Below are 25,672 nucleotides of genomic sequence, written 5' to 3' on the forward strand. Positions count from 1 at the left end.
GAGCGATCGCGCACAGCCCCTGCTTCGTGTCGGATGCCGCGGGGTCAGGCCTTCGCCGGCGAGCCGCCGGCGTCGGGGTCGGTGTCGGGCTCGCCCTCGCTCGCGCCGATCGGCTCGGTCACGGGGGCGGATGCCTCGGCCACGTCGGCATCGGCCGCCGAACCGCCGTTCGCCCGGTCCGCCCGCTTGGCCGCCCGACGCTCGCGCGCCCCCTCGACGAGGTTGTAGAGCACGGGCAGCACCACGAGGGTGAGCACCGTCGAGGAGAGCAGGCCGCCGATCACGACGATCGCGAGCGGCTGCGAGATGAAGCCGCCGTGACCGGTGATGCCGAGCGCCATGGGCACGAGCGCGAAGATCGTCGCGAGCGCGGTCATGAGGATCGGGCGCAGACGCCTCGAGGCGCCGTGCACGAGGGCGTCGCGCACGTTCATGCCGCGATCCCGGTACTGGTTCACGAGGTCGACGAGCACGATCGCGTTCGTGACCACGATGCCGACGAGCATGAGCACGCCGATGAGCGACGGCACGCCGAGCGGGACGCCGGTGATCACCTGCAGCGCGATCGCGCCGGTGGCCGCGAACGGCACCGAGACGAGCAGCAGGAGCGGCTGCAGGAGCGAGCGGAACGTCGCCACCATGACGATGTAGACGATGAGGATCGCGGCCAGCAGCGCGAGGCCGAGCTGCGAGAACGACTCGGCCTGGTCGGCCGAGACGCCGCCGATCTCGGCCGAGGTGCCGGCCGGCAGGTCGACCTCGGCGAGCGCGATCGACACGTCGGCGTTGGCGGCCGTGAGGTCGTCGCTCGCGGGCGTCGCGGTCACGGTCGCGCTGCGGAGGCCCTGCACCGTCGTGATCGAGGTGGGTCCGTCGACGGTCTCGACGGTCGCCAGCGTGTCGAGGCGCACGAGGCCGGCCGCGGTCGGCACTTCGAGCGCCTGCAGCTCCTCGATGGTCGTCGGCGGGTTCTCGTCGGCGATGTAGATCGTGAGCGTCTGCTCGTCGATGACGATGGAGCCCTTGGTCTGCGGCGACATCTTGCCCGACACGAAGCCGCCGAGCGCGACCTCGGAGTACCCGGCCTCGGCGGCGGCGTCGCGATCGACCTCGACCGCGATGTACTCGCGCGACTCGGCCAGGTTCGAGCTCACCTGGGTGAGCGAGTCGAAGCCCTCGAACTCGTCGATGACGGCATCGGTCGCCTTCTGCAGGTCGTCGGCGTTGGACGCGGTGATGTTCACCGCGATGTCGCTCGAGGCGCCGAACCCGCTCGACGCGGTGAGCGTGACCTCGCCGACGTCGGTCAGTCCGTCGAGCTCTTCACGGACCTCGGCCTGCAGGGCCTCTTGGTCGGCGTCTTCGTCGGTCGTGATCGAGTACGTGACGGTGGCGCCGCCGGTGCCGAAGAGCGATGCGAGGCTGCCGCCGCCCGAGCCGATCGAGGTCTGCACGGTCTCGACGCCTTCGGTTCCGCGGATCGCGTCTTCGACGGGCACGGATGCCTCGTCCATGGCGTCGAGGCTCGAGCCGACTGGCAGCTCCTGCGTGACCTGGAACGTGTTCTGCCCGGAGGATCCGAGGAAGTTCGTCTTCATGAGCGGGGTCATCGCCACGGTGCCACCGAGCACGAGCAGGGCGACGATGATCGTCACGACGCTGTGCTTGAGGGTCCACGCGATGATCGGCAGGTAGCCGCGCTGCAGGCGAGACGGGTGCTCGAGCTCGTCGGGAGCGCCGGCGCCGGCCTCGTCGACGAACGCGGCGGCCGCGGCATCCGACCCGGGCTCTGCGGCGCCGGAGTGCGCATGCACCTTGGCGGGCTTCAGGAACCAGTACGCCAGCACCGGCACGATCGTCAGTGACACGAGCAGCGATGCGAGCAGCGCGATCGTGACCGTCAGCGAGAAGGGCCGGAAGAGCTCGCCCGTGACGCCCTCGACGAGCGCGATCGGCAGGAACACCGCGACGGTGGTGATGGTCGACGCGGTGATCGCGCCGGCGACCTCGCGCACCGCGCGCACGATCGTCGAGGCCTTGTCGACACCCTCGACGAGGTGCCGCTTGATGTTCTCGATGACGACGATGGAGTCGTCGACCACGCGCCCGATGGCGATCGTGAGCGCGCCGAGCGTCAGGATGTTGAGGGTGTACCCAGTGGCCTGCAGGCCGATGAAGGTGATGAGCACCGAGGTCGGGATCGAGATCGCCGTGACGAGGGTCGCCCGCACCGACATCAGGAACAGCAGGATCACGATGACCGCGAACGCGAGGCCGAGCAGGCCCTCGGTCGCGAGCGACTCGATCGACTGCTGGATGTAGGGGGCCTGGTCGAAGACGACGGTGAACTCGGCGCCCGGGTTCGTGGAGTCGAGCGAGGCCTGCAGGTCGGGCAGCAGCGCGGTGACGGCGTTGGAGACCTCGACCGTGTTGGCCGCCGGGAGCTTCGTGACCTGGATCGTGAGCGCGGGCTCGCCGTTCACGCGGGAGATGCTCGTGACGGGGTTCTCGGTGACCTCGACGGATGCCACGTCGCCGACCGTGATCGCGACGGGCACGCCGACCGTGGTCGGCGCCGCCCCGGGGACCGTGACGCCGTCGGGGAGGCCGTCGGTCGAGGCATCCGGGGCAGCCTGCTGCTCGGTCGCCCCGAGCACCGGAAGCGCGGCGAGCTCGTCGACGCTCTCGATGCGCGTGCCCGTCTGCACGGCGTAGGTCTTGTCGTCTTCGGTGATGGAACCGGCGGGGATGAGCACCCCGTTCTGCGCGAGCGAATCGCCGATGGCCTGCGAGGTGAGGCCGTAGCCTGCGAGCTTCTCGGCGTCTGGCGTGATGGTCACGCGCTGGCCGGTGTCGCCGACGAGGGTCGCGTCGCGCACCCCGTCGACGTCCTTGATCTCGCCGAGCGTCGTGCGCGTGATCTCATCGGAGAGGGTGGCGGGGTCGTCGGCCCCGGTCACGGCGATCTGCAGCACCGGGAAGTCATCGAGGCTGAGCGCGAAGACCTGCGGGTCGACGTCGTCGGGCAGCTGGCTCGAGATGCGGTTGACCGACGAGAGCAGCTTCTGCTCGGCGTAGGCGAGGTCGGTGCCGTAGGTGAAGCTCGCCGTCACGCGCGAGACGCCCGTCGAGCTCGTGGTCGACGTGTCCTCGAGCCCGGTGATGCCCTGGATCGCGGTCTCGATGGGCGTCGACACGTCGGTGTTCACGACGTCGGGCGATGCGCCGGGGTACGAGGTGACGATCATGAGCTGCGGGAACGAGATCGAGGGCGCGAGTTCCTGCTTGAGCGAGGTCAGCGCGATTCCGCCGAAGATCGCCACGACGACGGTGACGAGCGCGATCAGCGCACGGTTCTTCATGCTGAGTGCAGCGAGCAGTGACATGCGGTCAATCCTCGCAGGCGAGACGGTGCGTTTCGGTTACGGAAGCCTGTGAACCCGGCATCCCGAGCCGCGCGCCCTCAGACGACCGATGCGAGCAGTTCGGGCTCGGGCTCGCCGAGCGGCGCCCCGGCGAGCGAACGCCAGGCCCGCGCGAGTGCCCGCACCGCGGCATCCGTCGCCTCGGGCGTCTGGCAGATCGGCAACCGCAGGAAGCGCTCGAAGGCGCCATCGATGCCGAAGCGCGGGCCGGCCGTGATGATGAGCCCCTCGCGGCGCGCGGCGAGGGCGAGCTGCGAGCTGACCGGGGCGCCGAGCCCGACCCAGGTCACGATGCCGCCGTCGACATGCGGCACCTGCCATTCGGGCAGCAGCTCGGCGACGCGTCGCTCGAGCAGGTCTCGACCGGCGCGGAGCTGCCCTCGGCGCAGCGCGAGCACGTCGTCGAAGCGCTCGAGCGCCCTGGCCACGAGCAACTGCTCGAGGATCGGCGTGCCGAGGTCGCCCGGTGAGCGCACGGCGAGCAGGCGCCGGATGAGCGGTCGATCGGCCCGGATCCAGCCGACCCGCAGGCCGCCCCACACCGTCTTGCCGACGCTGCCGATGAGCACGGCCGGGCCATCGGCGGCCATCGGCGGGAACTCGCCCGGGCGGTCGATGGCGAGGTCGGCGATGGTCTCGTCGGCGACGACGACCGTGCCCTGCCTCGCTGCGGCGTCGAGCACCCTCGCCCTCGACTCGCGGCTCATGGTGCGCCCGGTCGGGTTCTGGAAGTCGGGCATGAGGTAGGCGATGACCGGGTTGGCGTGGCGGATCGCCTGCACGAGCCCATCCGCCTCCTCGCGGTCGGCGACGACCCCGGCCTCGCCGGTCGCGTGCGGCACGACCGGCGTTCCCACGAGTCGGGCGCCGGCGCCCCGCAGCGCCTCGTACGCGTGGGGGTAGGTCGGGGCCTCGATGACGGCACGGTCGCCCCGCGCGATGAGCGCCCGCGAGACGAGCGCGATGGCGTGCTGGGCGCCGATGGTCACCATGACCTGGTCGGGCGAGGTCGGCAGGCCGCGTGCGGCGTACCGGTCGGCGATGGCCTCGCGCAGCGCCGGGATGCCGATCGCGTCGTAGCCGGCGTCGCCGAGGTGCGCGGGAAGGTCCTCGGCGGCCTGCCTGGCGAGATCGGGGAGCCACGGCAGCGCCGCGGGCGCCGCCTTGGAGAAGTCGAGGTACTCGGACTCGAGCGGTGCCGGCAGCATCGCGGGGGCCCCGGGCAGCCTGGCCACGCTGCCGGAACCGCGAACGCTGTGCAGGTGGTCGAGCTCGCGCAGCCGCCGATACGCGGCCGCGACGGTCGTGCGGCTCAGTCCGAGCCGGTCGGCGAGGTCGCGCTCGGCCGGGAGCCGCGTCTCGACGGGGATGCGCCCGTCGACGATGAGCAGCCGAACACGATCGGCGAGCGCCTCGTACGCACTGCCGGAGCCTCGCCAATCGCCGAGGAGGAGTTCGAGCGAGCGAGCACTGAGCGAACGGTCGACCATCAGGCCACTTTAGGAGAATTGGATGTATACGGGAAGGCCAATCGTGGAATTGGATTGAGCCATGCTTCCCCGTCTCTCCTCGTTCCGCGATCCGGCGCCGATCCTGACGCGCCGGCTCGTGCAGCTCTACGTCGGCCTGCTCCTCTACGGCATCGGCATCGCGCTCATCGTGCGCGGCGAGCTCGGCGTCGCCCCGTGGGACGTGCTGACGCAGGGCATCGCGAAGCAGACCGGACTGAACTTCGGCCTCGTCACCGTCATCACGAGCGTCTTCGTGCTGCTGCTCTGGATCCCGATCCGCCAGAGGCCGGGCTTCGGCACGATCATGAACGTGCTCCTCGTGGGGCCGGCGGCCGACCTCGGCCTCTGGCTGATCCCCGCGGGGCTCGACCTCTGGGTGCGCATCATCCTGCTGCCCGCCGGCATCCTCGTGCTGGCCGTTGCGACCGGCCTCTACATCGGCGCGCATTTCGGGCCCGGCCCGCGCGACGGGCTCATGACCGGCATCCACGCGCGCACCGGGTGGCGCATCTGGATCGTGCGCACGAGCATCGAGCTCGTCGTGCTCGCGGCCGGCTGGCTGCTCGGCGGCAACGTGGGCATCGGCACCGTCGCGTTCGCGGTGCTCATCGGCCCGCTCTGCGGCTACACGATCCCGATGTTCGCGATCCGGCGGGCACCCGCCCCGACGGATGCCTCCGCCTCCGGCGACCGCGCCCCCGTCGCCACGAACCCCTGAACCCGGCGGGTCGACGCGTCGGGACACCCGTCGACCCGCCGCACCGGCGAGGCCCCGACCGCGGTTGCGATCGGGGCCTCGTGCCGTCTGGGCGCTACAGGTTGCGCTCGGCGTAGACGGTCATCGCGTCGCGCACGAACCGGGCGCCGTCGCCGCCGCCGTAGTTCGCGCCGAAGCGGTCGTCCGCGACGTACATCTCGGCCAGGCCGAGGAAGTACTCCCTGCTCGGGCCCTCGGCACCGCCGCCCGGGGTTCCGGGAATGCCGCGCAGCCACTCGAAGTGGCGTTGCGCGAGCGCCTGCGCCTCGTCGCCGGCCGGATCGACACCGCGTTCGGACGCGGCGATCCAGTCGGCGCTCAGCTGCGACATCCGCCCCTGCCAGGCCCGCTTCTCGTCGGCGCTCATCGAACGCCACCACGCGTCGGACCTCGCATACGCGTCGGTGCCCCAGCGCTGCTCGACCTCCTCCTTGTAGGCGGTGTGGTCGAATCCGTCGAACATCTGCTCTGCCATGAGTCGTTCACCTCCTTCCAGTGCATCGATGGTGTGCTCGACCGACGCGATCTGCCGCGTCAGCCGCTGCTGCTCCCGGCGCAACCACTCGAGGTGGCCGCGCAGGGCGTGGGGAGCCCGGTCCTCGCGGTCGAGGACCTCGGCGATCGCCGGGAGGCCGAGGCCGAGCTCGCGCAGCAGCAGGATGCGCTGCAGCCGCACGAGCGACTCGGCGTCGTAGTGGCGGTAGCCGTTCGAGGCGATGCGCGCCGGCTCCAGCAGCCCGATGTCGTCATAGTGACGCAGCGTACGGCTGGTGGTTCCGGCGAGCTTCGCGATCTCCTGGATGGACCAGTCCACGGCGGCCTCCCTTCGGTCATGGCCGGGGCGTTCAACCCCACGGATGCCACGGTAGAACTTGACGCTACGTCAAGGTCAAGCCCGCGGCATCCGCTCGGGGTTGCAGTTCGGGCAAACGCGATATATCGTGAATACCGACAGACGCGATATATCGCGATAACGAGCTTCGGATGCCCGGCATCCCACCAGCACTGCATTCCCGCACAGAAGAAGGAGCACCCCGTGAGCATCGAGAAGTGGGTCATCAACCCCGGAGAGTCCCGCGTCATCGACCTCGAACTCGTCCGCCGCATCAAGGTCGGCCTGATCGGCGGCAAGGTCGACATCATCGCGCACGACGAGCCGGGCGCCCGCGTCGAGATCACCGGCGTCACCGGAAAGGACCTGAAGGTCACGATCGACGGCGACGTGCTCGAGATCGACCACCCGCAACTCGGGTGGGACAACTTCATCGACGTCTTCAAGGGCTGGGCGGGCTCGGCCAAGGCCGACGTCTCGATCCTCGCGCCCCGGCACGTGGCGATGAAGCTCGGCATGGTCTCCGGCGACGCGCTCGTCTCGGGCTTCACGACCGACGCCAAGCTCAGCACCGTCTCGGGCAGCCTCGTGATCGACAACCACGAGGGCGACGTCGAGATCTCGAGCGTCTCGGGCGAGATGTCGGTCGGCAACCACGTCGGCGCCATCGACGCGCACTCGGTCTCGGGCGACGTCATCGCCACGGGTGAGATCCGCCGGTTCCGCGCCGACACCGTCGCGGGCGACCTGATCATCGACGCGCAGGGCACGCCCGGCTCGATCGACACCAACACCGTCTCGGGCTCCCTGACCGTGCGCTACGACGCCGGGTCGGGCGCACGCTTCCGCATCAACACGGTCGGCGGCACCGTGCTGCTCGACGACACGCGCATCAAGGGCGTGCTCGGCAAGGGCTTCGAACGCGTCACCGGCGAGCTGGCCGGCGAGTGGCTCGACCTCGGGGCGAACAGCGTCTCGGGCTCGATCTCGGTCATGACGCGGGTCCGCACCGGTGCGACGGATGCCTCCGGCACGGCCGGCGAGGCCTCCGGCTCGAGCGACACGAGCGCAGCATGACGCCCCCGGTCTTCGCCCACGGCAGCCTGCGCCTGTACCTGCTCGCCCTGCTCGAGGAGCAGTCGCGGCACGGGTACGAACTCATCCAGGCGCTCAGCGAGCGGTTCGGCGGCACGTACACCCCGAGTGCGGGCACGATCTACCCGAGGCTGGCCAAGCTCGAAGAGGAGGGCCTCGTCACCAAGTCGACCGACGGCCGCAAGACCGTCTACGAGATCACCGACGCCGGTCGTGCAGAGCTCGAGGCGCGCCGCCCCGAGCTCGACGGCATCGAGAACGAGGTGACCGATTCGGTGCGGCGCCTCGCCGACGGCGTGCGCGCCGAGGTGAACGAGGCGATGCGGTCGCTGCGGGCCGAGCTCGCGAGCGCGGCCCGCGAGGCCAAGCGCGCGGCGACGGATGCCACGGCGGGTTCGGCCTCGACCACGGGCACCACCGGCGGCGGCGGTTCGACCGACCGCGACCGCATCGACGCCGAACGCGCGCTGCAGGACGCCGACCTCGCGATCGCCGCGTTCCGCCAGCAGCTGCGCACCGACCTGCGAACGCACCGCGACCGCGTGCGGCCCGCATCGGTCACGCTGCTGAAGGCTCGGCTCGCCCAGGTGCGCGACGACGTGCTCGCGACGCTCGCCGACCGCTGAGGCCGCTGAGGCCGCTGAGGCCGCTCCCCGAGGTTGCGACCGGTCCGCGGCGGACGCGACCGCGGCGGGCGCCGGACACGACCGCGCCCGGCGGCCATGCACGCCGATCCGGATGTCGGCGGTCGATGCTTGGATGACGGCATGGCGGATGTCACCCTCGTGCCCTGGTCGGCCGACGACCTCGACCTGCTGCGCCGGGCGAACACCCATGAGCTCATGGACCAGCTCGGCGGGCCAGAGAACGACGAGCAGGTCATCGCCCGCCACGAGCGATACCAGCGCCTGTGGCGCGAGGGCGCCGGCTTCCAGTTCCGCATCGTCATCCCGGGGCACCCAGAGGGCGTCGGCGTCGTCGGCTACTGGAATCTCGCGCACGGCGACGAGCGGGCATTCGAGGCCGGCTGGTCGGTCGAGGCCGAGTACCGCGGGCAGGGCGTCGCGCCGGCAGCGGTGAGAGCCATGTTCGCCGCGGCCCGCGCGAGGGGCGACCTCCGTCCGGTGCACGCCTACCCCCGCATCGACAATCCGGCCTCGAACGCGGTCTGCCGCAAGGCCGGGTTCACGCTGGTCGGCCCAGAGGAGTTCGAGATCAGGCCCGGCCTGGTGCTGCACACGAACGATTGGGTGCACGACCTGTCAGAGCCCACCGAGCCGGCCGAGGCATCCGCGCCCTCGGCGTAGTCTCGAGCCGTGCGCACCTATCTCGCCGTCGCCCTCGGAGGCCTCGTCGGCACCGGGCTGCGCCTCGCATGGGACCTCACCCTGCCGCACGCCGACGACGAGTTCCCGTTCAGCACCCTCATCGTGAACCTCGTCGGCGCGCTCGTGCTCGGCTGGCTCGTCGGCGGGCTCTGGACCAGGCCCGCCGTGCCCACCTGGGTCCGGGCGGGGGTCGGCTCGGGCCTGCTCGGCTCGTTCACGACGATGTCGGCCGTGATGGCCTCGCTCACGCTGCTGACGAGCGCGGGCGAGACGTGGCTCGCCGCGGTGTACCTGATCGTCTCGGTGGTGGGCGGGCTCGGCCTCGCCGCGGCCGGCCTGCGGCTCGGGTCGCTCATCGCGCACCGACCGATGCCCGACACCGTCACCGATGCGGGGCAGACGCTGTGACCGCGCAAGTGGCACCCGGGGTCGTGATCGTGCTGCTCGTCTGCGGCGCCCTCGGCGCGGTCATCCGCTTCGCCCTCTCGCGGGCGCTGCCCGTGCGGCCAGGGCACCTGCCGGGCGGCATCCTCATCGTCAACGTCGTCGGGTCCGGCATCGCCGGAGCGATCATCGGGCTCGCCGAGCGCGCGGCCATCGACGGCGACCTGAAGCTGATCCTCGTCACGGGCTTCTGCGGCGGGCTCACGACCTTCAGCACCTGGAGCGTCGAGACCATCGAGCTGCTCGACGGCGGGCGGTGGCGCGCGGCGATCCTCAACGTGCTCGTCACGCTCGTGCTCGGCATCGCCGCCGCAGCGGCGATGTACCTGCTCACGCGCTGACCCTCCGAAACGCCGACTTGACATGCGTCGGCGCCGGAGTAGTGTCGTCCGCCGTGACAAATGAGGCGGATTCACCGCCACCAGAACTGAAATCGCCGAAGCACTGGATCATCGGCGACCCGCTCCCCACCGAGAAGCTCGAGGGGCAGCTGCTTCCGAAGCACCTCGCGCTCCCGATCTTCGCGAGCGACCCGCTCTCCTCCGTGGCGTACGCGCCGCAGGAGCTGCTCATGATCCTCACGGTGGGCGGACTCGCGTTCCTGAGCTTCGCGCCGTGGGTCGCCGTGGCCGTCGTCGTGCTGCTCGTGACGGTGGTCGTGTCCTACCGCCAACTGATCCGCGCGTACCCGTCGGGCGGCGGCGACTACGAGGTCGCACATCGCAACCTCGGCGAGAAGGCCGGCCTCGTCGTCGCATCCGCCCTGCTCGTGGACTACGTCATGACCGTCGTCGTCTCGGTCGCGTCGGGCGTCGACAACATCATCTCGGCGATCCCCGAGCTCGATCCGTTCCGAGTCGAGCTCGCGGTGGTGTTCGTCATCATCCTCGCGGCGGTCAACCTCCGCGGCGTGAGCGAGTCGTCCAAGGCGTTCGCGGTGCCGACCTACCTGTTCATCGGCAGCGTCTTCGTGATGATCGTCGTCGGGCTCACGCGCACCGTGCTCGGCAACCCGCCCGTCGCCTCGTCGGCGCAGTTCCAGGTCGACGCCGAGTCGTTGACGCAGGCGGGCGTGATCCTCCTGCTGCTGCGCTCCTTCGCGAGCGGATGCTCCGCCCTGACGGGCGTGGAGGCGATCGCCAACGGCGTGCCCGCCTTCCGGCGGCCCAAGGTGCGCAACGCGCAGCGCACGCTCGTGATCATGGGCGCCATCGCGATCGTGCTCTTCGCGGGCCTCACGGCGCTCGCGCTCATCTCGCAGGTGCACTACGCCGAGGATCCCTGCCACCTCATCGGCTGGGCGGAATGCGCCACCGAACCGCAGCTCAGCCTCATGGCGCAGGTCGCCGGCGCGACGTTCGGCGATTCGAGCATCTTCTTCTACCTGATCCAGGCGACGACGGCGCTCGTGCTGCTGCTCGCGGCGAACACCGCGTTCAACGGCTTCCCCCTGCTCGGTTCGGTGCTCGCCCGCGACGGGTACGCGCCGAAGTCGCTGTCCACGCGCGGCGACCGCCTCATCTACTCTAACGGCGTGCTGATCCTCGCGCTCGCGGCATCCGTGATCCTCGTCGTGTTCCAGGCGAACCTCACCCTGCTGATCCAGCTCTACATCATCGGCGTCTTCGTGTCGTTCACGCTCGGCCAGACGGGCATGGTGCGCCACTGGCTGCGCGAGCTGTCCAAGAGCCGGCACCCGGTGTCGAGGTCGCAGGCCGCACGGCGCACGCCTCAGGACGACCGGGCGATCTCCCGGCCGGCGATGATGCGAGCGCTCGTCATCAACGCGATCGGCGCCGGCATGACCGCGGTCGTGCTCATCGTGGTCACGGTCACGAAGTTCACCCACGGCGCCTGGATCGTCTTCGTGATGATGCCGATCCTGTTCCTGCTCATGGTGGGCGTGAACCGGTACTACCGCGACGTCGAGAAGGAGATCGAGGTCGACCCCACCACGACCTTCGGCTCAGCCGGCGACCACGCGATCGTGCTCGTGGGTCGCATGCAGAAGCCAGTGCTCAAGGCGCTCGACTACGCGATCGCCGCGCGCCACGACTCGCTCGAGGCCGTGCACGTCTCCCTCGACGACGACGCGACGAAGCAGCTGAAGAAGGACTGGGTCAAGCAGAACATCCACGTGAAGCTGCGCATCCTGTCCTCGCCGTACCGCGACCTCAGCCACCCCCTCATCCAGCACATCAAGTCGCGGCGCGAGGAGCACGGCTCCGAGGTCGTGACCGTCTACATGCCGCAGTTCATCGTCGGCCACTGGTGGGAGGGCATCCTGCACAACCACAAGGCCCGCCGCATCCGCCAGAAGCTCATGCTCGTGCACGGCGTGACCGTCGCGCTCGTGCCCTGGCTGCTCGACTCGTCGGACATGATCTACGGACGCCGCTCTCGGCCGCTGCCCGGACAGGACCGCCGCGGCGAACCCGTTCGTCCGCTGCCCCGACGCCCGGCCACGAGCGGCACGGCGGGCTCGGGCTCGGGCGGCTCCGCGAGAAAGCAGCGCAACCCGTAGGCGCAGAGGCATCCGCACGGGTCGGATGCCACGTGCGGGCGGATGCCGCCTGCGAACGGGTCAGAGCATCGCCATGATCTGGCGGGCGATCATGCGGCCCGCCCGGCTGGCGCCGATCGTCGACGCCTGGGGGCCGTAGCCCGCGAGGAAGATGCGGGGGTCGTTCCACGACGCACCCTGACCGACCGTGATGCCGCCCGCCTTCTCGCGGAGGCGCAGGGGCGACAGGTGGCGCAGCTCCGGGCGGAACCCCGTGGCCCAGATGATCGCGTCGGCGGGCACCTCGGCGGCGGGAGCATCGCCGTCGCCGTCCCAGATGACGCGATCGGCCGCGATGCGGTCGAACATGGGACGCGCGACGAGCAGCCCGCGTTCGATGCCCGCGGCGATGCGACGGCTCTTGGGCACGCCCGTGCCGCTCACGATCGATGGCAGCGCACGGCCCGACCGGGCCGCCTCGTCTTGCACGGCGACCGCGGCCGACGCGCCCTCGAGGTCGAGTTCCTGCCGGTCGAGCCAGTCGATCGGACGACGCGAGACCCAGGTGAGCCCGGCCGCGACGTCTTCGAGTTCGAGCATGAATCCGATGGCCGACGTGCCGCCGCCGACGACGACGACGTTCTTGCCGCGGAAGTCCTCGGCGTCGGCGAAGTCGGACGTGTGCACGTGCCGTCCGGCGAAGTCGGCCATGCCCGGGTAATAGGGAACGAACGGGGAGCCCCACGTGCCGGTCGCGTTCACGAGGAACTGGGCCGCGAGCTCGTGCCTCGGCGCCACGGGCTCGGGCTCCTGGAACGACTTGCGCCGCCGGCCGAAGAACCCCCTGGCCTGCAGTTCCTCGAGCGGCTGCGGGCTGAGGTCGTCATAGCGCACGAGCAGGTCGGGGCCCTCGTTCGTGACCGAGCGCACATCCATGGGCCGGCGCACCTCGAGCTGGAAGTGCTGCTCGAACCGCCCGTAGTAGTCGGCGACGACCTCGCGCGCCGGCAGCGTTCGGTCGGCGGTGTCGAAGCTCAGCCCGAGTTCGGACATGCCCGGCAGGTCGTTGACGCGGTGGGCCGACCCGAGACGGAGCGACGACCACCGGTGCTGCCAGGCGCCGCCCGGCCCGGGCGCCCGGTCGAGCATGACGAAATCCTCACCGGCGACGAGTTCGAACCGGCGCAGGTAGTACGCGACGGAGAGTCCTGCCTGACCTGCGCCGATCACCACGATCTTCACGCGTTCAGGGCTCGACATCACCCGTCCATCGAACCACGTCCGGCTGTGCGCATGCCCAATTCTGCGAGGGTTCCGACACCTGTGCAGGGCAGCATCGGGACCCTGCACGCGGTGCTAAACTGGCGGCCGGACGAAATTCTCAAGTATCCAAGAGCGCCGGGTGAAGATCATTCCATCCGGCCAGACGTCGTAAGGGGGTCACGCATGGGGCGCGGCCGTCAGAAAGCCAAGCACACCAAGGTCGCTCGGGAGCTGAAGTACTTCAGCCCGAATACCGACTACACGGCGCTTGAGCGCGAACTCACGAGTTCGAATGACCACGATTACTCCGAAGAGGCTTCGAAGTGGGCAGAGTATGCCGACGACGAAGACGACAGCTTCGTCTCCGACGAAGAACCGCACGAACAGCACGAACAGCGGGCCTGACCGACGCCGACCGCGAGCGTGCAGCGGATGCCGCGGCTGCGGCTTGCACGCGGCGTGAACGCCCGGGTCACTCGGCGCTGCTCCATGCCGCGGCGCGCTCGATGAACGACTCGAGGTCGTGCAGCGTCGCGTTCGGGGCACTCGGCGTGATGGCACGAAGCACGATCTCGTCGGGCACGCGAACCCCCTCTGATCGCCCGTCGAGAGGCACGGGCTCGCGCGCATACGCGGCGAGGCCCGATGCGTCGTCGATCGTGGCCTCGATCGCGTCGAAACCGAGGCGCGCGAAGTTCGCCGCGTACGACGGGAACGACCCGTACTTCGAGGCCTCGGCCACGAGGTTCGGGCGGGCTGCCTCGTCGACGATGGTGCGCACGTAGAGCACGCCGAGTACCGCCCGGCGCCCGGCCGCGTCGGCATCGGCGTCGAGGTCGCGCATCGCCGCGGCCGCGGCATCGGGCGTGAGCCAGTTGAGCAGCACGCCGTCGGACTCCTCGGCCGCCATGCGCCGCATGCGCGGGCCGAGCGCCCCGACCACGAGCTCGGCCGACGTGCGCTCGCGCAGGGAGTGCACCGCATCGCGCACGAGCCCGAGCGGCTTGGCCGCACCGCCGGACCCGATGCCGAGGATCGTGCGCTCGGGCGGAAGGCCGCCGAGGTCGAGGGATGCGGCCGGACGGCGATCGACCGGGATGACGCCCGTCGCGAGGCGCAACGTGGTCGTGACCTCGGCGGCCGCCCGCAGCCCCGCAAGCGAGTCGCCGCCCGGCACGTCGTTCAGCCACAGCGCGGCGAACCCGAGGCGCTCGATGCGCGGCGCGAGCGCCCGCAGGGTCTCGGCCGACGTGGTGCCCATCAGCCCGATGGAGACCGCCGGCGTCACGGGCGCCATGCGTTCAGCCCGCGTACGAGCCGACGAGCCGGACGGCGCCGCCGTCGACGCCCTTGGCGCCCTGCTCGAACCCGGTGAGGTCGCGTGTGCCGATGGCGACCTCGCCGACCTGCCAGGACGGCAGCCCGAGCGCGGCCAACGCGGACACGACGTCGGTCGCGGCATCCGCAGCCACGACCGCGAAGAAGCCGATGCCCAGGTTCCAGGTGCCCTCCGAGCTCTCGAGCGTCGAGCCGGCGAGCGCGCTCAGCGAGCGGAACACCGGGTCGGGCGACCAGGTCGAGCGATCGACCTCGACCCACGAGCCGAGCGGGAGGACGCGGGCGAGGTTCGCGGCGATGCCGCCGCCCGTGACATGCGAGAGCGAGTGCACGGCCGCGCCGAGGCGCTCGTCGGCGAGCAGGTTCACGAGCGGGCCGGAGTACAGGCGCGTCGGCTCGAGCAGCGCCTCGCCCCACGTCGTGCCGAGGTCGGCGGCGACATCGGTGTACGACAGGCCCGCGTTCGCGAGGATGTGGCGCACGAGCGAGAAGCCGTTGGAATGCAGGCCGCTCGAGGCGATGGCGAGCACCACGTCGCCGTGCTGCACGCGATCGGCGCCGAGGAGGCGATCGGCCTCGACCACGCCGACGGCCGCACCCGCGACGTCGTAGTCGTCGACGCCCATGAGCCCCGGGTGCTCGGCGGTCTCGCCGCCGACGAGCGCCGTGCCCGTCTCGGCGCAGGCCCGGGCGATGCCGGTGACGATGGCGGCGATGCGGTCGGGCACGACCTTTCCGCACGCGATGTAGTCGGTCATGAAGAGCGGCCTGGCGCCCACCACAACGATGTCGTCGACGACCATGCCGACCAGGTCTTGGCCGATGGTGTCGTGCTTGTCGAGCGCCTGCGCGATCGCGATCTTGGTGCCGACGCCGTCGGTCGAGGTCGCGAGCAGCGGCCGGTCGTACTCCTTCGCGAAGGAGAGGTCGAAGAGGCCCGCGAAACCGCCGACGCCGCCGAGCACGTTCGGACCGTGCGTCGCGGCCACGGAGGCCTTCATGAGTTCGACGGCGAGGTCGCCTGCTGCGGTGTCGACTCCGGCAGCGGCGTAGGACGAGTTCGCGCTCACCCGTCAAGGGTACCCGCCCCGGCGCATCCGCACCGTCCGCACGGATCGCCGCGACGGATCGCCGGGATCGCGCGTCCAACCGGGCCGCACACGGGGTACGCGCGTAGAATTCGCACCATGCAGCCGGGAGGCACACCGTCGTGGGTGATCCGAGAGAACGCGAGTCGGCCGGTGCTGCTCGCGTTGTACCTGCGCGCCGTGCTCGGCATCGCGTCACCGGTCGAACTGCCCCGCATCCGCGACGTCGGGCAGATCGGCTCCGGTCTCGCGATCGACCAGCAGGACCTGCTCGAGCGCCAGTGGCGAGCCTGGTGGGCGATGACCGTCGAGCCCGAGGCGCATCCGTCGCCCGTGCCGCTCGAGCTCGTCGACGCATACGAGACCGAGGTCGCGCTCCCGGTCTCGGGGGCCGAGGTGCTCGCCGCCGCGATCGTGCCGCACGCCGAGGCCGCGAGGGGCTGGGCCGAGTGGTCGCAGACGTCGTACCGCACGGCTTCCAAGGCCAGGCGCGGCGACTCGTACCGCGCCTACGCGGGCACGATCGCCGAGCATGAGCGCGAGGTCGGCCGCAGGGCGCACTCCTTCGAGCTCAACGTCGAGGTGCTTCCGCTCGCCGAGACGGGCGTGTGGTGGATCGGTGCCATGACCGTCGCGGTCACCGATTCGCTGCGATCGGATGCCGCCGCCTTCGACGACGCGATCCACCCGATCATCGCCGAACTCGCGTAGGGCTCGCGCCGACCGAGCAGCGACGAAGGAGCGTTTCGAGATCTTCCTCTGGTCTCGATACGACGCCGGAGCACCTTCGACCGGCGTACGGCGCCGGAGCACCTCCTCGACCGGCGGACTCGCTGCGCGTGCGAGGATCGAACGCATGAGCATCTGGTTCGGCGAGCCCTCCATCGAGTGGGCGAACGCACGCTGCGAGGGCACCGCGATCCGCTCCCTCGACATCGAGATGACCGAGGTCACCGAGGACTCGCTGAAGGGACGCATGCCCGTCGACGGCCGCACCCGTCAGCCCGGCGGGGTGCTCCACGGCGGGGCATCCGTGCTCCTGGCGGAGACGCTCGCGAGCTGGGGCGCGAGCTTCACGGTCGACCCCGAGCAGTTCTACTGCGTCGGCATGGAGATCAACGCGAACCACGTACGCCCGGTCGCCGACGGGTTCGTGCACGGCGAGGCGCGCCCGATCAGCCGCGGTCGCACGACGCAGGTCTGGGACATCCGCATCACCGATGACGCGGGAAAGCTCGTCTGCGTCTCGCGCTGCACCATGGCCGTGCTGGCGAAGCCCTCGGAGTACTGAGCGCGCTGCGGCGAGCGCCGGGTCGGGTGCCCGGCCCACCGCCGCAACGGACGGTCAGCGCGCCGCATCGACGGCGGCGATGACCGCGGCCACGGCCTGCTCGAACCGCAGGTCGGGCGGCGCCCCGAACCCGACGACCATCGTCGGCGGTCGGCTCGACGCGGTCGCGGCATCCGCCGCGTAGGCTGCGAGTCCCTCGAACCGCAGGCCGTGCGCGGCCGCCGCCTCGACGACGTCGTCCTCCTGCACGCCCTCCGGCAGCTCGAGGAGGCAGTGCAGGCCGGCGGCGAGCCCGAGCACCCGGGCATCGGGTGCACCCTCGGCGAGCATCGCCTCGAGGCGCTCCCTGCGAGCACGGTATCGGGTGCGCAGGGTCCGCACGCTCCGGTCGTACCCGCCCGAGGCGATGAGCACGGCCAGGGCCGATTGCGTGATCGCGTCGGTGGCCGCGCCGCTGCGACGCCGCTGCCCCAGCACGTCGTCGCGGAGCCCGGAGGGGAGGACGCCCCACCCGACGCCCATCGCAGGGGAGAGCGCCTTGCTGGCGGTGCCGCCGTAGACCGTGGAGCCCGGCGCGAGCGACTGGAACGCCCCGATCGACCGACCGTCGAACCGGAACTCGCCGTCGTAGTCGTCCTCGATGACGATGCCGCCGGTCTCAGCGGCCCACTCGGCCAGCACGGCCCGCCGCCGCGAGGAGAGCGGGACGCCCGTCGGGAACTGGTGGGCCGGCGTCAGCAGCACGGCGTCGGCATCGCGGGCGCGCAGGCGCCCGACGTCGGCGCCATCCGCGTCGACCGGAAGCGGCACGGGTTCGAGGCCGGCCGCCTCGAGCACCCCCCGGTGCGAGGCGTGCCCGTAGCCCTCGACCGCGATGCGGCGGCCCCCGCGCGCCGCGATGGCGCGCGCGACGAGGCCGAGCAGTTCGCCGAACCCGTGCGTGACGACCACGTCGTCGGCGTGCACGCGCACGCCTCGCGCCCGGGCGAGGTACTCGGCGAGCGCGATCCTGAGCGAGGCGACGCCCTCGGGCGGGCCGTAGCCGAGCGAGGCGCCGGGCGCCTCGGCGAGCGCCTGGCGCATGGCGGCGAGCCAGGCCGAGCGCGGGAAGGCGGAGGCATCGGGAATGCCACCGCGGAGGTCGAGCTCGAACCGCGTCGACCGGGTGATCGACGACGACGGTACGACGATGCGCTCGCGCACCCAGGTTCCCGAACCGACGCGGGCCTCGAGACGCCCCTCGCCGAGCAGTCGTTCGTAGACCTCGACGACGCTGTTGCGCGCGATGCCGAGGTCTGCGGCGAGGGCGCGCGTCGCCGGCAGCCGGGTGCCGCCCCCGAGCGACCCGTCGTCGATCGCGGCGCGGAGCGCGCGCTCGAGGGAGGACACCTTGCGCCTCGGGTCGAGCTCGAGGTGCAGGTCCAATCCGGAATTGGCCCAATCCAGCGCCATGGGAATGGACGTTACCAGCCACGACCTCGCTCCGTACCGTGGGGACATGACCACCACCACGAACATCACTCCCGCCCGGCGTCTCGACTTCGACGGCGTCGCGCCGGCCTTCACCCGCGCCGTCAGCGCCCTCGACGACGCGGCGACCGCCGAGGCCGACCGGGCCGGCATCGAGCCCGGCCTCCGCGACCTGCTGAAGCTGCGCGCCTCCCAGCTCAACGGCTGCGCGTACTGCGTCGACCTGCACTCCCACGATGCACGGGAGGCCGGCGAGTCCGACCAGCGCATCTTCGCCGTCGCCGTCTGGCCAGAGGCGAACTTCTTCACGGCGCGCGAACGGGCCGCCCTCGCGCTCACCGACTCCGTCACCCGGCTGTCGGAGACCCACGTGCCCGACGCCGTCTGGAACGAGGCATCCGCTCATTTCAGCGACGACGAGATCGCGGCCCTGATCGCCCTGCTCGTCTCGATCAACGCGTGGAACGAGATCTCGGTCGCGACGCGCGGATGGCGGGCGAAGCTGCGCGGTTGACGCACCCGATGCTCAGCTGAGCAGCAGCCCACGTCCAGCCGGCTCACACGCGCGCATGTGGGAGGATTGACCAGTCCGCTCGGACGCATCCCCCCACCTTCGAGGAGCCATCGCTCGCATGTGCGGCATTGTCGGAATCGTCTCGACCGAACCCGTCAACCAGCAGGTCTACGACAGCCTGCTCCTCCTGCAGCATCGCGGGCAGGACTCCACCGGCATCGCCACGGCCGACGGCCCCGTGTTCCACATGGCCAAGGCGCGCGGCCAGGTGCGCGAGGCGTTCCGCACGCGCGACATGCGCTCGCTCATGGGCAACATCGGGCTCGGCCACGTGCGCTACACCACGAAGGGCGCCGCCGAGCGCGAAGAGGAGGCCCAGCCGTTCTACGTGAACGCGCCCTACGGCATCATCCTCGTGCACAACGGCAACCTCACGAACACGCGCGAGCTCAGCGAAGACCTCTTCCGCATCGACCGTCGCCACGTGAACTCCACCAGCGACACCGAGATGCTGCTGAACGTGCTCGCCACCGAACTGCAGGGCCAGATCACGGGCCTCGACCTCGACCCCGACCAGATCTTCACCGCGGTCGAGCAGGTGCACGAGCGCGTCGAGGGCTCCTACGCGGTCATCGCGCTCATCGCCGGGCACGGCCTGCTCGCGTTCCGCGACCCGTTCGGCATCCGCCCGCTCATCCTCGGCCGCCGCACCAGTGCCGCCGGCAGAGACGAGTGGATCGTGGCATCCGAATCGCTCGTGCTCGAGAACGGCGACTACGAGATCGTGCGCGACGTCGCCCCCGGCGAGGCGATCTTCATCACGCTCGACGGCGAGATGATCTCCAAGCAGTGCGCGCGCAACCCGCGCCTCGTGCCGTGCTCGTTCGAGTACGTCTACCTCGCCCGCCCCGACTCGGTCATGAACGGCATCTCGGTCTACGAGGCCCGCCTGCGCATGGGCGACCGGCTCGCCGACACCGTGGCCCAGCACATGCCGCTCGGCGACATCGACGTGGTCATGCCCATCCCCGACTCGTCGCGCCCCTCGGCCATGCAGGTCGCCCAGAAGCTCGGCATCGAGTACCGCGAGGGCTTCTACAAGAACCGCTACGTGGGCCGCACCTTCATCATGCCCGGCCAGTCGGAGCGCAAGCGGTCGGTGCGCCAGAAGCTGAACGCCATGGGCACCGAGTTCAAGGGCAAGAACATCCTCATCGTCGACGACTCGATCGTGCGCGGCACGACCTCGCAGCAGATCGTCGAGATGGCCCGCGCGGCCGGTGCCAACAAGGTGACCTTCAGCTCGGCGGCTCCCCCGGTGCGCTACCCGCACGTGTACGGCATCAACATGCCCTCGCGTCAGGAGCTCATCGCGCACGGCCGCAAGATCCCCGAGATCGCCGCCGAGCTCGGCGCCGACCACATGATCTACCAGGAGGTCGCCGACCTGCAGGCCGCCATCACCGATGGCACCTCGATCGACGCGCTCGACCTCTCCTGCTTCACGGGCGACTACGTCACGGGCACCGTCACCGACGAGTACCTGTCGTGGGTGGAGCAGACGCAGCTCAGCTGATCCGCCCGGCACGCGGCATCCGGATGCCTCGTGCCGGCCGAGCACGAAGGCCGCCCTCTTCTCGGGGGCGGCCTTCGTCGTGTGCGGGGTGGCGCTACGGCGTCTCGTCGACGCGGTGCGCGACCTCGTGCTCGACGGCGACGGATGCGGTGCGCTTGGCCAGTGACCGGTCGAACGCGAGCGCGACGAGGGCACCGATGCCGACGCCGATCGCGCCGAAGATGAGCAGCGTGAAGCCGAACACCTGACCGCCGTCGAAGCCGAGCTGCTGCTCGAGCATCGCCGGGTCGGGCGTGAAGCTGAGGGTGAGCACGAGGGCGACGATCGCGCCGAGCGCGGCGCCGATGATCATGAACCGGCCGTACTTCGGCGCCCGTCGCACGGTCACGGTGTCGCTCGTGACCTCGGTCTCGATGACGGACTCGACGAGCGGGTCGGATGCCGCGGGCGCGACCTCTTCGGTCGGTGCGGGCACGACCGTGGCGGAGGTCGGTTCGGCCGGCTCGTTCCGGCGGGCCGGCTCGTTCGGATCGGTTGGGGTGGCGTTGCTCACCCCTCCATTGTCGCGCACCTGCCTGAGCGCGCGATCACCGATCGGACGGCAGCGGGGCCGCCGATCCGGTGAAGGATCGACGGCCCCGCGTGCGTGCGGCGCCTGCGCCGCGTCAGCCCTGTTCGGCCGAGCGGCGGGTGCGGATCACGATCACCGCGATGACGGCGAGCAGGATCACGAGCAGCGCCGCGATGAGCGCCCAGATCCACCAGGCAGGGCCGGTCTGGCTCGCGTCGGTCGCGGCCGCCGCCGAATCGCCACCGGTCGTCGCCTCGGCCTCGGCCCCGTCGGAGTCGCTCGACTCCGCGACCGCGGGTGCGGTCACGGCGCAGTCGCCTGCGGCCGTCGCGGTGAACGAGACCGGGTCGAGCGCCTCACCGGCCGGGTAGGTGCCGAACGCGGCAGCGCCGTCTTCGGTGAGCACGGCGGTCGCCTCGCCGGCGAGCACGCCGCCGTTCAGCGTGACGCCGGCGGCGAGCCCGAGCTCGGCGAAACGCACCGACTTCAGGTCGATCGGCTCGCCGTCCTGCGTCGTGCCCGCGACATCCAGCAGCAGGATCGCGCCGCCCTTGCCGTCGAATTCGATCTTCGGGTTGGCGATCGTGGTGTCGAGCGCCCCGTCGTGGCCGGTGAACTCGATGGTTCCGGGGTAGGCCACGACACCGCGGCCCGACTCGTCGAGCGATCCGGTGGCACCGGTGAACGCGAACACGCCGCCGTCCTCGGTGACCCCCGCGAGCGTCCAGTCGCCGTTGGCGATGCCGCTCGTGAGGTAGCTGCGGAACGACTCCTTGAAGCCCCAGTCGAGGTCGCCGGCGCTCACCTTGCAGACGCCGGCCTTCTCGGCCGGAACCGTGAACTGCACGCCCACGTTCGTCGATCCCTGGAAGGTGAGCGTGTGCACACCGGGCTCGAGCGATGCGGGGATGCTTCCCGTCCAGGTGACGTTGCCCGCGGCATCCGCCGAGAGGTCGTCGGCGAGCACGATCGGGGTGGAGTACACGACCGCGGCCACGTCCTCTTCACTCGGCTCGAATCCGCCCGCGGTCACGGTCACGACCTCGCCGGCGCCGAGCGCCTCGAGGGTCGCCGTGTCGAGCATGATCCCCGTGGTGGCCGGCGGTGTGTCGGGGATGTCGCGCGCGGTGCTGCGCGTCGCGGCGGCGGTGACCACCGTGCCGCTGTCGCCGGCCGGCGCCGCCGCGGGCGAGCCGATCACGGCCGTCAGCGGGGCGAGCGCCCGGCCGGCGCCGTAGAAGCCGTTGAACGCGGGAACTCCCGTCGCCAGCAGGGTCACCGGAGCGTCCGCGAAACGCGTCGCGCCGTTCGTCGTGCTCTTCGACGCGGCGCCGAGGTCGACGCTCGCGAGGTCGACGCGCGACCCGTTGACGACAACGCTCAGCACGCCCGACTGCGGCGATGTGACGCGCAGCACGGGGTCGGCGAAGGTCAGGTCGAGCACACCGCCGTGCCCCGTGAAGTTCACGGAGCCCGAGTACTCGGCACTGCCGCGCCCGGCGCCGACGTCGTAGCTGCCGCCCGACTGACCGAACTGGAACACGCCGCCGGAGCGGGTCGCACCGCTCACGCTGATGCTGCCCTTCGCGATGGTTCCGCCGATGTACCGGACGAAGTCATCGTCGACGCCCCAGCTCAGCGAGCCACCGGCGACGACCGTGGCGGGCTTCGTGACGGGGCCGGGGCCGACCACCGGCGGGGTCGGCGGCTTCGGGGGCTCGGGCTTCGTGCCCGCCTTGACCGTCACCGAGGTGAAGGTGTCGAGGGTGCGATCGGTCTGCGAGAGGCCGTGGGCGGCAGAGCTCGCGACGACGTACGAACGCTTCGCGTCGAGCTTGCCGGCGGGCACCGTGATCTTCGCGGTGAAGGCGCCCTTGGAGATCTTGTCGGGGCTCACCCACTCCAGCGCGATCCACCCGTCGGCCGGAAGCGGTCCTTCACCGGCCCAAACCGACTTCTCGCCGAAGACGAGGTAGACGCCCTGCGCGGCGGACTTGCCCGTGTACCCGGTGCCCTTCACCGTGAGCACGTTGGACTTCGCGCCGTCGAGGTCCTTCGACGGCGAAACGGTGAGCTTCGGCTTCGACGGGTCGACGGGAGCGCCTGGCTCGCCCGGTTCACCGGGATCGACGGTGCCCGTGGCGACGGTGATCGGCGCGAACGCGTCGAGACTGCGATCGGTGACCGACAGACCATGCGCAGCGGAGGATGCCACGACATACCCCTTGGCCGCATCGAACTGTCCGGCCGGAACCGTCAGCGTCGTCGTGAACGCACCGTCCTTGATCTGCGCGGGCGTGATCCACGCCTGGGCGAGCCATCCGTCGGCGACGAGCGGGCCGTCGCCGGTCCAGATGTCGTCGGCGCCCAGGAGCACGTACGCCCCGTTCTTCGCGCCGTCACCGACGAAGCCGGTGCCCGCGACCGTGAACGTGTTCGCCACGGTCGAGTCGACGTTCGTCGACGGCGTCACCGTGAGCTTCGGCTCGACCACGGGCGCAGGTGCGGCGAAGTCGACGAGCGTCGCGGTCTCGAAGGGCGCATACTTCGCGCCGCCGCCCGGGTAGGTGTAGACGCCGTAGCGGCCGTTCTCGAGCGCGCCCTCGAACTCGCGCACGGTCAGGGTGGCCTCGAAGGAACCGCCCTTGCCGATCACGATGCCGCCGGCGTTCGCGCCGCCGATCGTCGCCAGATCGCCCTGCTGCACCGCCCACTTCTGGGCGTCGACCTTGCGGAGCGCTGCGGCGCCGCCCGTGCTCGGCTGCCATCCATCGGCGAACGAGCCGAACACGACGTAGGCACCGGTGAACTTGCCCGCGAGCGGCGGACGCGTTCCGATCGTGGCCTCACCGGCCGGGAGGAAGCCCGCGCCGCGGACGGTCACGGTCTCACCGGCGGGGTCGAGCTCACTCGTCTTGGAGACGGTGACCTTCGGGGCGAAGGAGATCGCGGTCGCGGTCTCGAAGGACGCGGACCTCGCGCCGCCGCCGGGGTAGGTGTAGATGCCGTAGTTGCCGTCGACGGCGAGCTTCTCGTAATCCGCGCTCACGTTGAGCTCGGTCTCGAAGGTGCCGTCTTCGGCGATGACGATTCCGCCGCCGGCCGCCCCGCCGATCGTGCCGAGATCGGCCTCGTGCACGCCCCACTTCACGTCGCCCGTCGGGCGCGTCGCTGCTGCGGCGCCGGTGCTCGGAGCCCAGCCCTCGGCGAACGCGCCGAACGCGACGTAGGCGCCGCCGAACCGGCCGGCGAGCGGCGGACGGGCGGCGGTCGTCTCGGCACTCTGCGTGAAGCCGACGCCCTTGACCGTGACGGTGTCGCCGAACGGGTCGAGCCCCTGGGTCTTCGAGACGAAGACGCCGGGCTTGAAACTGATCGGCGTGAAGCTCTCGAACTCGGCGTTCTTCGCGCCGCCGCCCGGGTAGGTGTAGATGCCGTAGTTGCCGTCGGCGAGCGCGCCCGCGTAGTCGTAGGAGACGGTCAGGGTGCTTTCGAAGGTGCCGTCCTCGGCGATGACGATGCCGCCCTTGGCAGCGCCGCCGATGGTTGCGAGATCGGCCTCGTGCACGCCCCACTTCACGTCTGCCGTCGGGCGGGTGGAGCCCGCCGCGCCGGTGCTCGGAGCCCAGTCATCGGCGAACGCGCCGAACGCGATGTAGGCACCCGTGAACTTGCCGGCGAGCGGCGGACGGGTTCCGGTCGTGGCCGCGCCGTTCGGCACGAAGCCCGAACCGGTGATCGTGACGGTCTCGCCGTGCGGGTCGAGACCAGTGGTCTTCGAGACGACGACGGTGGGGGCTTGCGCGCCCGGCTCCTCGGTACCCGGCTCCTCGGTGCCCGGCTCCTCGGTGCCCGGCTCCTCGGTGCCCGGCTCCTCCGTGCCCGGCTCCTCCGTGCCCGGCTCCCCGGTACCCGGCTCCTCCGTGCCCGGCTCCTCCGTGCCCGGCTCCTCGGTACCCGGCTCGTCAGTGCCCGGCTCCTCAGTGCCCGGCTCCTCGGTACCCGGCTCCTCGGCGGCGACGTAGACGATCTCGGACCGAACGTCCTGGCTCGGGTCGGAGAATCCCTGCCCGTGCGCCTTCGAGGTGAGGACGACGTACCCCGGCACGTCGTCGCTGAATGCCGGAATGGTCACGTCGACGCTGAAGGACCCGTCGGCCTGCAGCTTCGCGGTGCGTCCCGCATCGCTCACGCCGTCTTCGTTGCCCGGTCCGACCCACACGGTCTCCGAACCGAGCAGGACTCCCGCGCTCTGGTAGAAACCGCCGGTCGCGCTCGACGGCGCGATGCCGAGGTACACGCCGGGCTCGGCGGGCGAGAAGCCCGACCCGGTGACGGTCACGGTGCCGCCCTCACGGGGAGCCTCGGTCACGGTGATCGTCGGCGCACCATCGGCGAAGGCCGGGGCCGTCGCGGTGATCGAACCGCCGAGGGCGAGCGCCGAGGCGAGGATCGCCGCGAGCCAGCGCCGCCGGCTCGATCGCCCGCCGGTCGAAGTCTCGGGGGGCTGGGCTGTGGGCAGTGAGGACATAGGACGCGGACCTCCGGGTCGGCGCGCGAGCGCGACGAATCGGGAGGTTCGTCGCACGGCAGCGGGTGAGGGGGATGCCTGGAGTTAGGTTAGGCTCATCTAACATAAGCGGACGAACACTCACCGCGCAAGGTG

General features: G+C 71.0%; 21 protein-coding genes. 12 read left to right on the top strand and 9 right to left on the bottom strand.

Features of this window, described 5'->3' with window-relative positions; translation table 11 throughout:
- Positions 1-44: 44 nt before the first annotated feature.
- Together AC3IPY_RS17615 and yczR are read right to left on the bottom strand one after the other, a co-directional pair.
- On the bottom strand, positions 45-3,386 hold the full coding sequence (locus tag AC3IPY_RS17615; protein ID WP_489185566.1) for an efflux RND transporter permease subunit: 3,342 nt from the start codon (positions 3,384-3,386) through the stop codon (positions 45-47).
- Positions 3,387-3,463: 77 nt separating this feature from the next.
- Positions 3,464-4,915, bottom strand: coding sequence for a MocR-like transcription factor YczR (gene yczR, locus AC3IPY_RS17620; protein ID WP_489185567.1), 1,452 nt, complete (start codon positions 4,913-4,915; stop codon positions 3,464-3,466).
- Positions 4,916-4,976: 61 nt separating this feature from the next.
- On the opposite strand from yczR, the gene yczE reads away from it, so the two are divergent.
- Positions 4,977-5,654 carry a membrane protein YczE gene (yczE, locus tag AC3IPY_RS17625; RefSeq protein WP_489185568.1) on the top strand — a complete coding sequence of 226 codons (678 nt, stop codon included), beginning with the start codon at positions 4,977-4,979 and terminating at the stop codon, positions 5,652-5,654.
- 94 nt (positions 5,655-5,748) lie between these two features.
- On the opposite strand, the gene AC3IPY_RS17630 is transcribed toward yczE, so the two are convergent.
- The gene (locus AC3IPY_RS17630) at positions 5,749-6,507 is read right to left on the bottom strand and encodes a MerR family transcriptional regulator (protein ID WP_489185569.1); all 759 of its coding nucleotides are present in this window, start codon (positions 6,505-6,507) and stop codon (positions 5,749-5,751) included.
- A 222-nt stretch (positions 6,508-6,729) separates the two neighbouring features.
- Between AC3IPY_RS17630 and AC3IPY_RS17635 the strand changes: the two genes are divergently transcribed.
- The 6 genes from AC3IPY_RS17635 to AC3IPY_RS17660 all read left to right on the top strand — a co-directional run bounded on the left by AC3IPY_RS17635 (position 6,730) and on the right by AC3IPY_RS17660 (position 11,916).
- Positions 6,730-7,602, top strand: coding sequence for a DUF4097 family beta strand repeat-containing protein (locus AC3IPY_RS17635; RefSeq protein WP_489185570.1), 873 nt, complete (start codon positions 6,730-6,732; stop codon positions 7,600-7,602).
- Positions 7,599-8,246: a PadR family transcriptional regulator gene (locus AC3IPY_RS17640; RefSeq protein WP_489185571.1), complete on the top strand. Its 648-nt coding sequence runs from the start codon at positions 7,599-7,601 to the stop codon at positions 8,244-8,246. The genes AC3IPY_RS17635 and AC3IPY_RS17640 overlap by 4 nt, the downstream gene beginning before the upstream one ends.
- A gap of 141 nt (positions 8,247-8,387) precedes the next feature.
- A complete protein-coding gene (locus AC3IPY_RS17645) occupies positions 8,388-8,927 on the top strand; it encodes a GNAT family N-acetyltransferase (RefSeq protein ID WP_489185572.1) in 540 nt (179 codons plus the stop codon).
- 9 nt (positions 8,928-8,936) lie between these two features.
- Entirely contained in the window at positions 8,937-9,356 is a 420-nt protein-coding gene (locus tag AC3IPY_RS17650; RefSeq protein WP_489185574.1) for a fluoride efflux transporter FluC, read from the top strand.
- Positions 9,353-9,733 carry a fluoride efflux transporter CrcB gene (gene crcB, locus AC3IPY_RS17655; protein WP_489185575.1) on the top strand — a complete coding sequence of 127 codons (381 nt, stop codon included), beginning with the start codon at positions 9,353-9,355 and terminating at the stop codon, positions 9,731-9,733. Before AC3IPY_RS17650 ends, crcB begins: the two co-directional genes overlap by 4 nt.
- Positions 9,734-9,786: 53 nt before the next feature.
- Positions 9,787-11,916 (top strand): APC family permease, encoded by a 2,130-nt coding sequence (locus tag AC3IPY_RS17660; protein WP_489185576.1) that lies wholly within the window; start codon positions 9,787-9,789, stop codon positions 11,914-11,916.
- Positions 11,917-11,976: 60 nt separating this feature from the next.
- Here AC3IPY_RS17660 and AC3IPY_RS17665 read toward each other — a convergent pair whose 3' ends face one another.
- Positions 11,977-13,155 carry an NAD(P)-binding domain-containing protein gene (locus AC3IPY_RS17665; protein WP_489185577.1) on the bottom strand — a complete coding sequence of 393 codons (1,179 nt, stop codon included), beginning with the start codon at positions 13,153-13,155 and terminating at the stop codon, positions 11,977-11,979.
- A gap of 63 nt (positions 13,156-13,218) precedes the next feature.
- Here AC3IPY_RS17665 and AC3IPY_RS17670 point away from each other — a divergent pair, with 63 nt between their 5' ends.
- Entirely contained in the window at positions 13,219-13,563 is a 345-nt protein-coding gene (locus tag AC3IPY_RS17670; protein ID WP_489185578.1) for a DUF3073 domain-containing protein, read from the top strand.
- A gap of 67 nt (positions 13,564-13,630) precedes the next feature.
- On the opposite strand, the gene AC3IPY_RS17675 is transcribed toward AC3IPY_RS17670, so the two are convergent.
- Both AC3IPY_RS17675 and purM read right to left on the bottom strand, forming a co-directional pair.
- A complete protein-coding gene (locus AC3IPY_RS17675) occupies positions 13,631-14,455 on the bottom strand; it encodes an LLM class flavin-dependent oxidoreductase (RefSeq protein ID WP_489185579.1) in 825 nt (274 codons plus the stop codon).
- Between the two features lie 4 nt (positions 14,456-14,459).
- Positions 14,460-15,566 carry a phosphoribosylformylglycinamidine cyclo-ligase gene (gene purM / locus AC3IPY_RS17680; RefSeq protein ID WP_489185580.1) on the bottom strand — a complete coding sequence of 369 codons (1,107 nt, stop codon included), beginning with the start codon at positions 15,564-15,566 and terminating at the stop codon, positions 14,460-14,462.
- A 117-nt stretch (positions 15,567-15,683) separates the two neighbouring features.
- On the opposite strand from purM, the gene AC3IPY_RS17685 reads away from it, so the two are divergent.
- Both AC3IPY_RS17685 and AC3IPY_RS17690 read left to right on the top strand, forming a co-directional pair.
- The gene (locus tag AC3IPY_RS17685; RefSeq protein ID WP_489185581.1) at positions 15,684-16,295 is read left to right on the top strand and encodes a zinc-binding alcohol dehydrogenase; all 612 of its coding nucleotides are present in this window, start codon (positions 15,684-15,686) and stop codon (positions 16,293-16,295) included.
- A 145-nt stretch (positions 16,296-16,440) separates the two neighbouring features.
- Positions 16,441-16,875, top strand: coding sequence for a PaaI family thioesterase (locus AC3IPY_RS17690; RefSeq protein WP_489185582.1), 435 nt, complete (start codon positions 16,441-16,443; stop codon positions 16,873-16,875).
- 54 nt (positions 16,876-16,929) lie between these two features.
- Here the strand turns inward: AC3IPY_RS17690 and pdxR are convergent, their stop codons facing one another.
- Positions 16,930-18,327, bottom strand: coding sequence for a MocR-like pyridoxine biosynthesis transcription factor PdxR (pdxR, locus tag AC3IPY_RS17695; RefSeq protein ID WP_489185584.1), 1,398 nt, complete (start codon positions 18,325-18,327; stop codon positions 16,930-16,932).
- A gap of 46 nt (positions 18,328-18,373) precedes the next feature.
- On the opposite strand from pdxR, the gene AC3IPY_RS17700 reads away from it, so the two are divergent.
- Both AC3IPY_RS17700 and purF read left to right on the top strand, forming a co-directional pair.
- The gene (locus tag AC3IPY_RS17700; protein ID WP_489185586.1) at positions 18,374-18,859 is read left to right on the top strand and encodes a carboxymuconolactone decarboxylase family protein; all 486 of its coding nucleotides are present in this window, start codon (positions 18,374-18,376) and stop codon (positions 18,857-18,859) included.
- A 118-nt stretch (positions 18,860-18,977) separates the two neighbouring features.
- Positions 18,978-20,435, top strand: a complete 1,458-nt coding sequence (gene purF / locus AC3IPY_RS17705) for an amidophosphoribosyltransferase (RefSeq protein ID WP_489185587.1) — start codon at positions 18,978-18,980, stop codon at positions 20,433-20,435.
- A gap of 94 nt (positions 20,436-20,529) precedes the next feature.
- On the opposite strand, the gene AC3IPY_RS17710 is transcribed toward purF, so the two are convergent.
- Together AC3IPY_RS17710 and AC3IPY_RS17715 are read right to left on the bottom strand one after the other, a co-directional pair.
- Complete coding sequence (locus tag AC3IPY_RS17710) at positions 20,530-20,988, bottom strand: hypothetical protein (protein WP_489185588.1); 459 nt, start codon at positions 20,986-20,988, stop codon at positions 20,530-20,532.
- 112 nt (positions 20,989-21,100) lie between these two features.
- Positions 21,101-25,537: an HtaA domain-containing protein gene (locus AC3IPY_RS17715; RefSeq protein ID WP_489185590.1), complete on the bottom strand. Its 4,437-nt coding sequence runs from the start codon at positions 25,535-25,537 to the stop codon at positions 21,101-21,103.
- Positions 25,538-25,672: the final 135 nt, after the last annotated feature.

This window comes from Agromyces sp. GL_144, from assembly GCF_057834305.1.

Excerpts from the sequence above, each read along its gene's own strand:
- AC3IPY_RS17615 (WP_489185566.1), bottom strand. The coding sequence starts at position 3,386 with ATGTCACTGCTCGCTGCACTCAGCATGAAGAACCGTGCGCTGATCGCG.
- yczR (WP_489185567.1), bottom strand. The coding sequence starts at position 4,915 with ATGGTCGACCGTTCGCTCAGTGCTCGCTCGCTCGAACTCCTCCTCGGC.
- yczE (WP_489185568.1), top strand. The coding sequence starts at position 4,977 with ATGCTTCCCCGTCTCTCCTCGTTCCGCGATCCGGCGCCGATCCTGACG.
- AC3IPY_RS17640 (WP_489185571.1), top strand. The coding sequence starts at position 7,599 with ATGACGCCCCCGGTCTTCGCCCACGGCAGCCTGCGCCTGTACCTGCTC.
- AC3IPY_RS17645 (WP_489185572.1), top strand. The coding sequence starts at position 8,388 with ATGGCGGATGTCACCCTCGTGCCCTGGTCGGCCGACGACCTCGACCTG.
- AC3IPY_RS17665 (WP_489185577.1), bottom strand. The coding sequence starts at position 13,155 with ATGTCGAGCCCTGAACGCGTGAAGATCGTGGTGATCGGCGCAGGTCAG.
- AC3IPY_RS17675 (WP_489185579.1), bottom strand. The coding sequence starts at position 14,455 with ATGGCGCCCGTGACGCCGGCGGTCTCCATCGGGCTGATGGGCACCACG.
- AC3IPY_RS17685 (WP_489185581.1), top strand. The coding sequence starts at position 15,684 with ATGCAGCCGGGAGGCACACCGTCGTGGGTGATCCGAGAGAACGCGAGT.
- AC3IPY_RS17690 (WP_489185582.1), top strand. The coding sequence starts at position 16,441 with ATGAGCATCTGGTTCGGCGAGCCCTCCATCGAGTGGGCGAACGCACGC.
- pdxR (WP_489185584.1), bottom strand. The coding sequence starts at position 18,327 with ATGGCGCTGGATTGGGCCAATTCCGGATTGGACCTGCACCTCGAGCTC.
- AC3IPY_RS17700 (WP_489185586.1), top strand. The coding sequence starts at position 18,374 with ATGACCACCACCACGAACATCACTCCCGCCCGGCGTCTCGACTTCGAC.
- purF (WP_489185587.1), top strand. The coding sequence starts at position 18,978 with ATGTGCGGCATTGTCGGAATCGTCTCGACCGAACCCGTCAACCAGCAG.
- AC3IPY_RS17715 (WP_489185590.1), bottom strand. The coding sequence starts at position 25,537 with ATGTCCTCACTGCCCACAGCCCAGCCCCCCGAGACTTCGACCGGCGGG.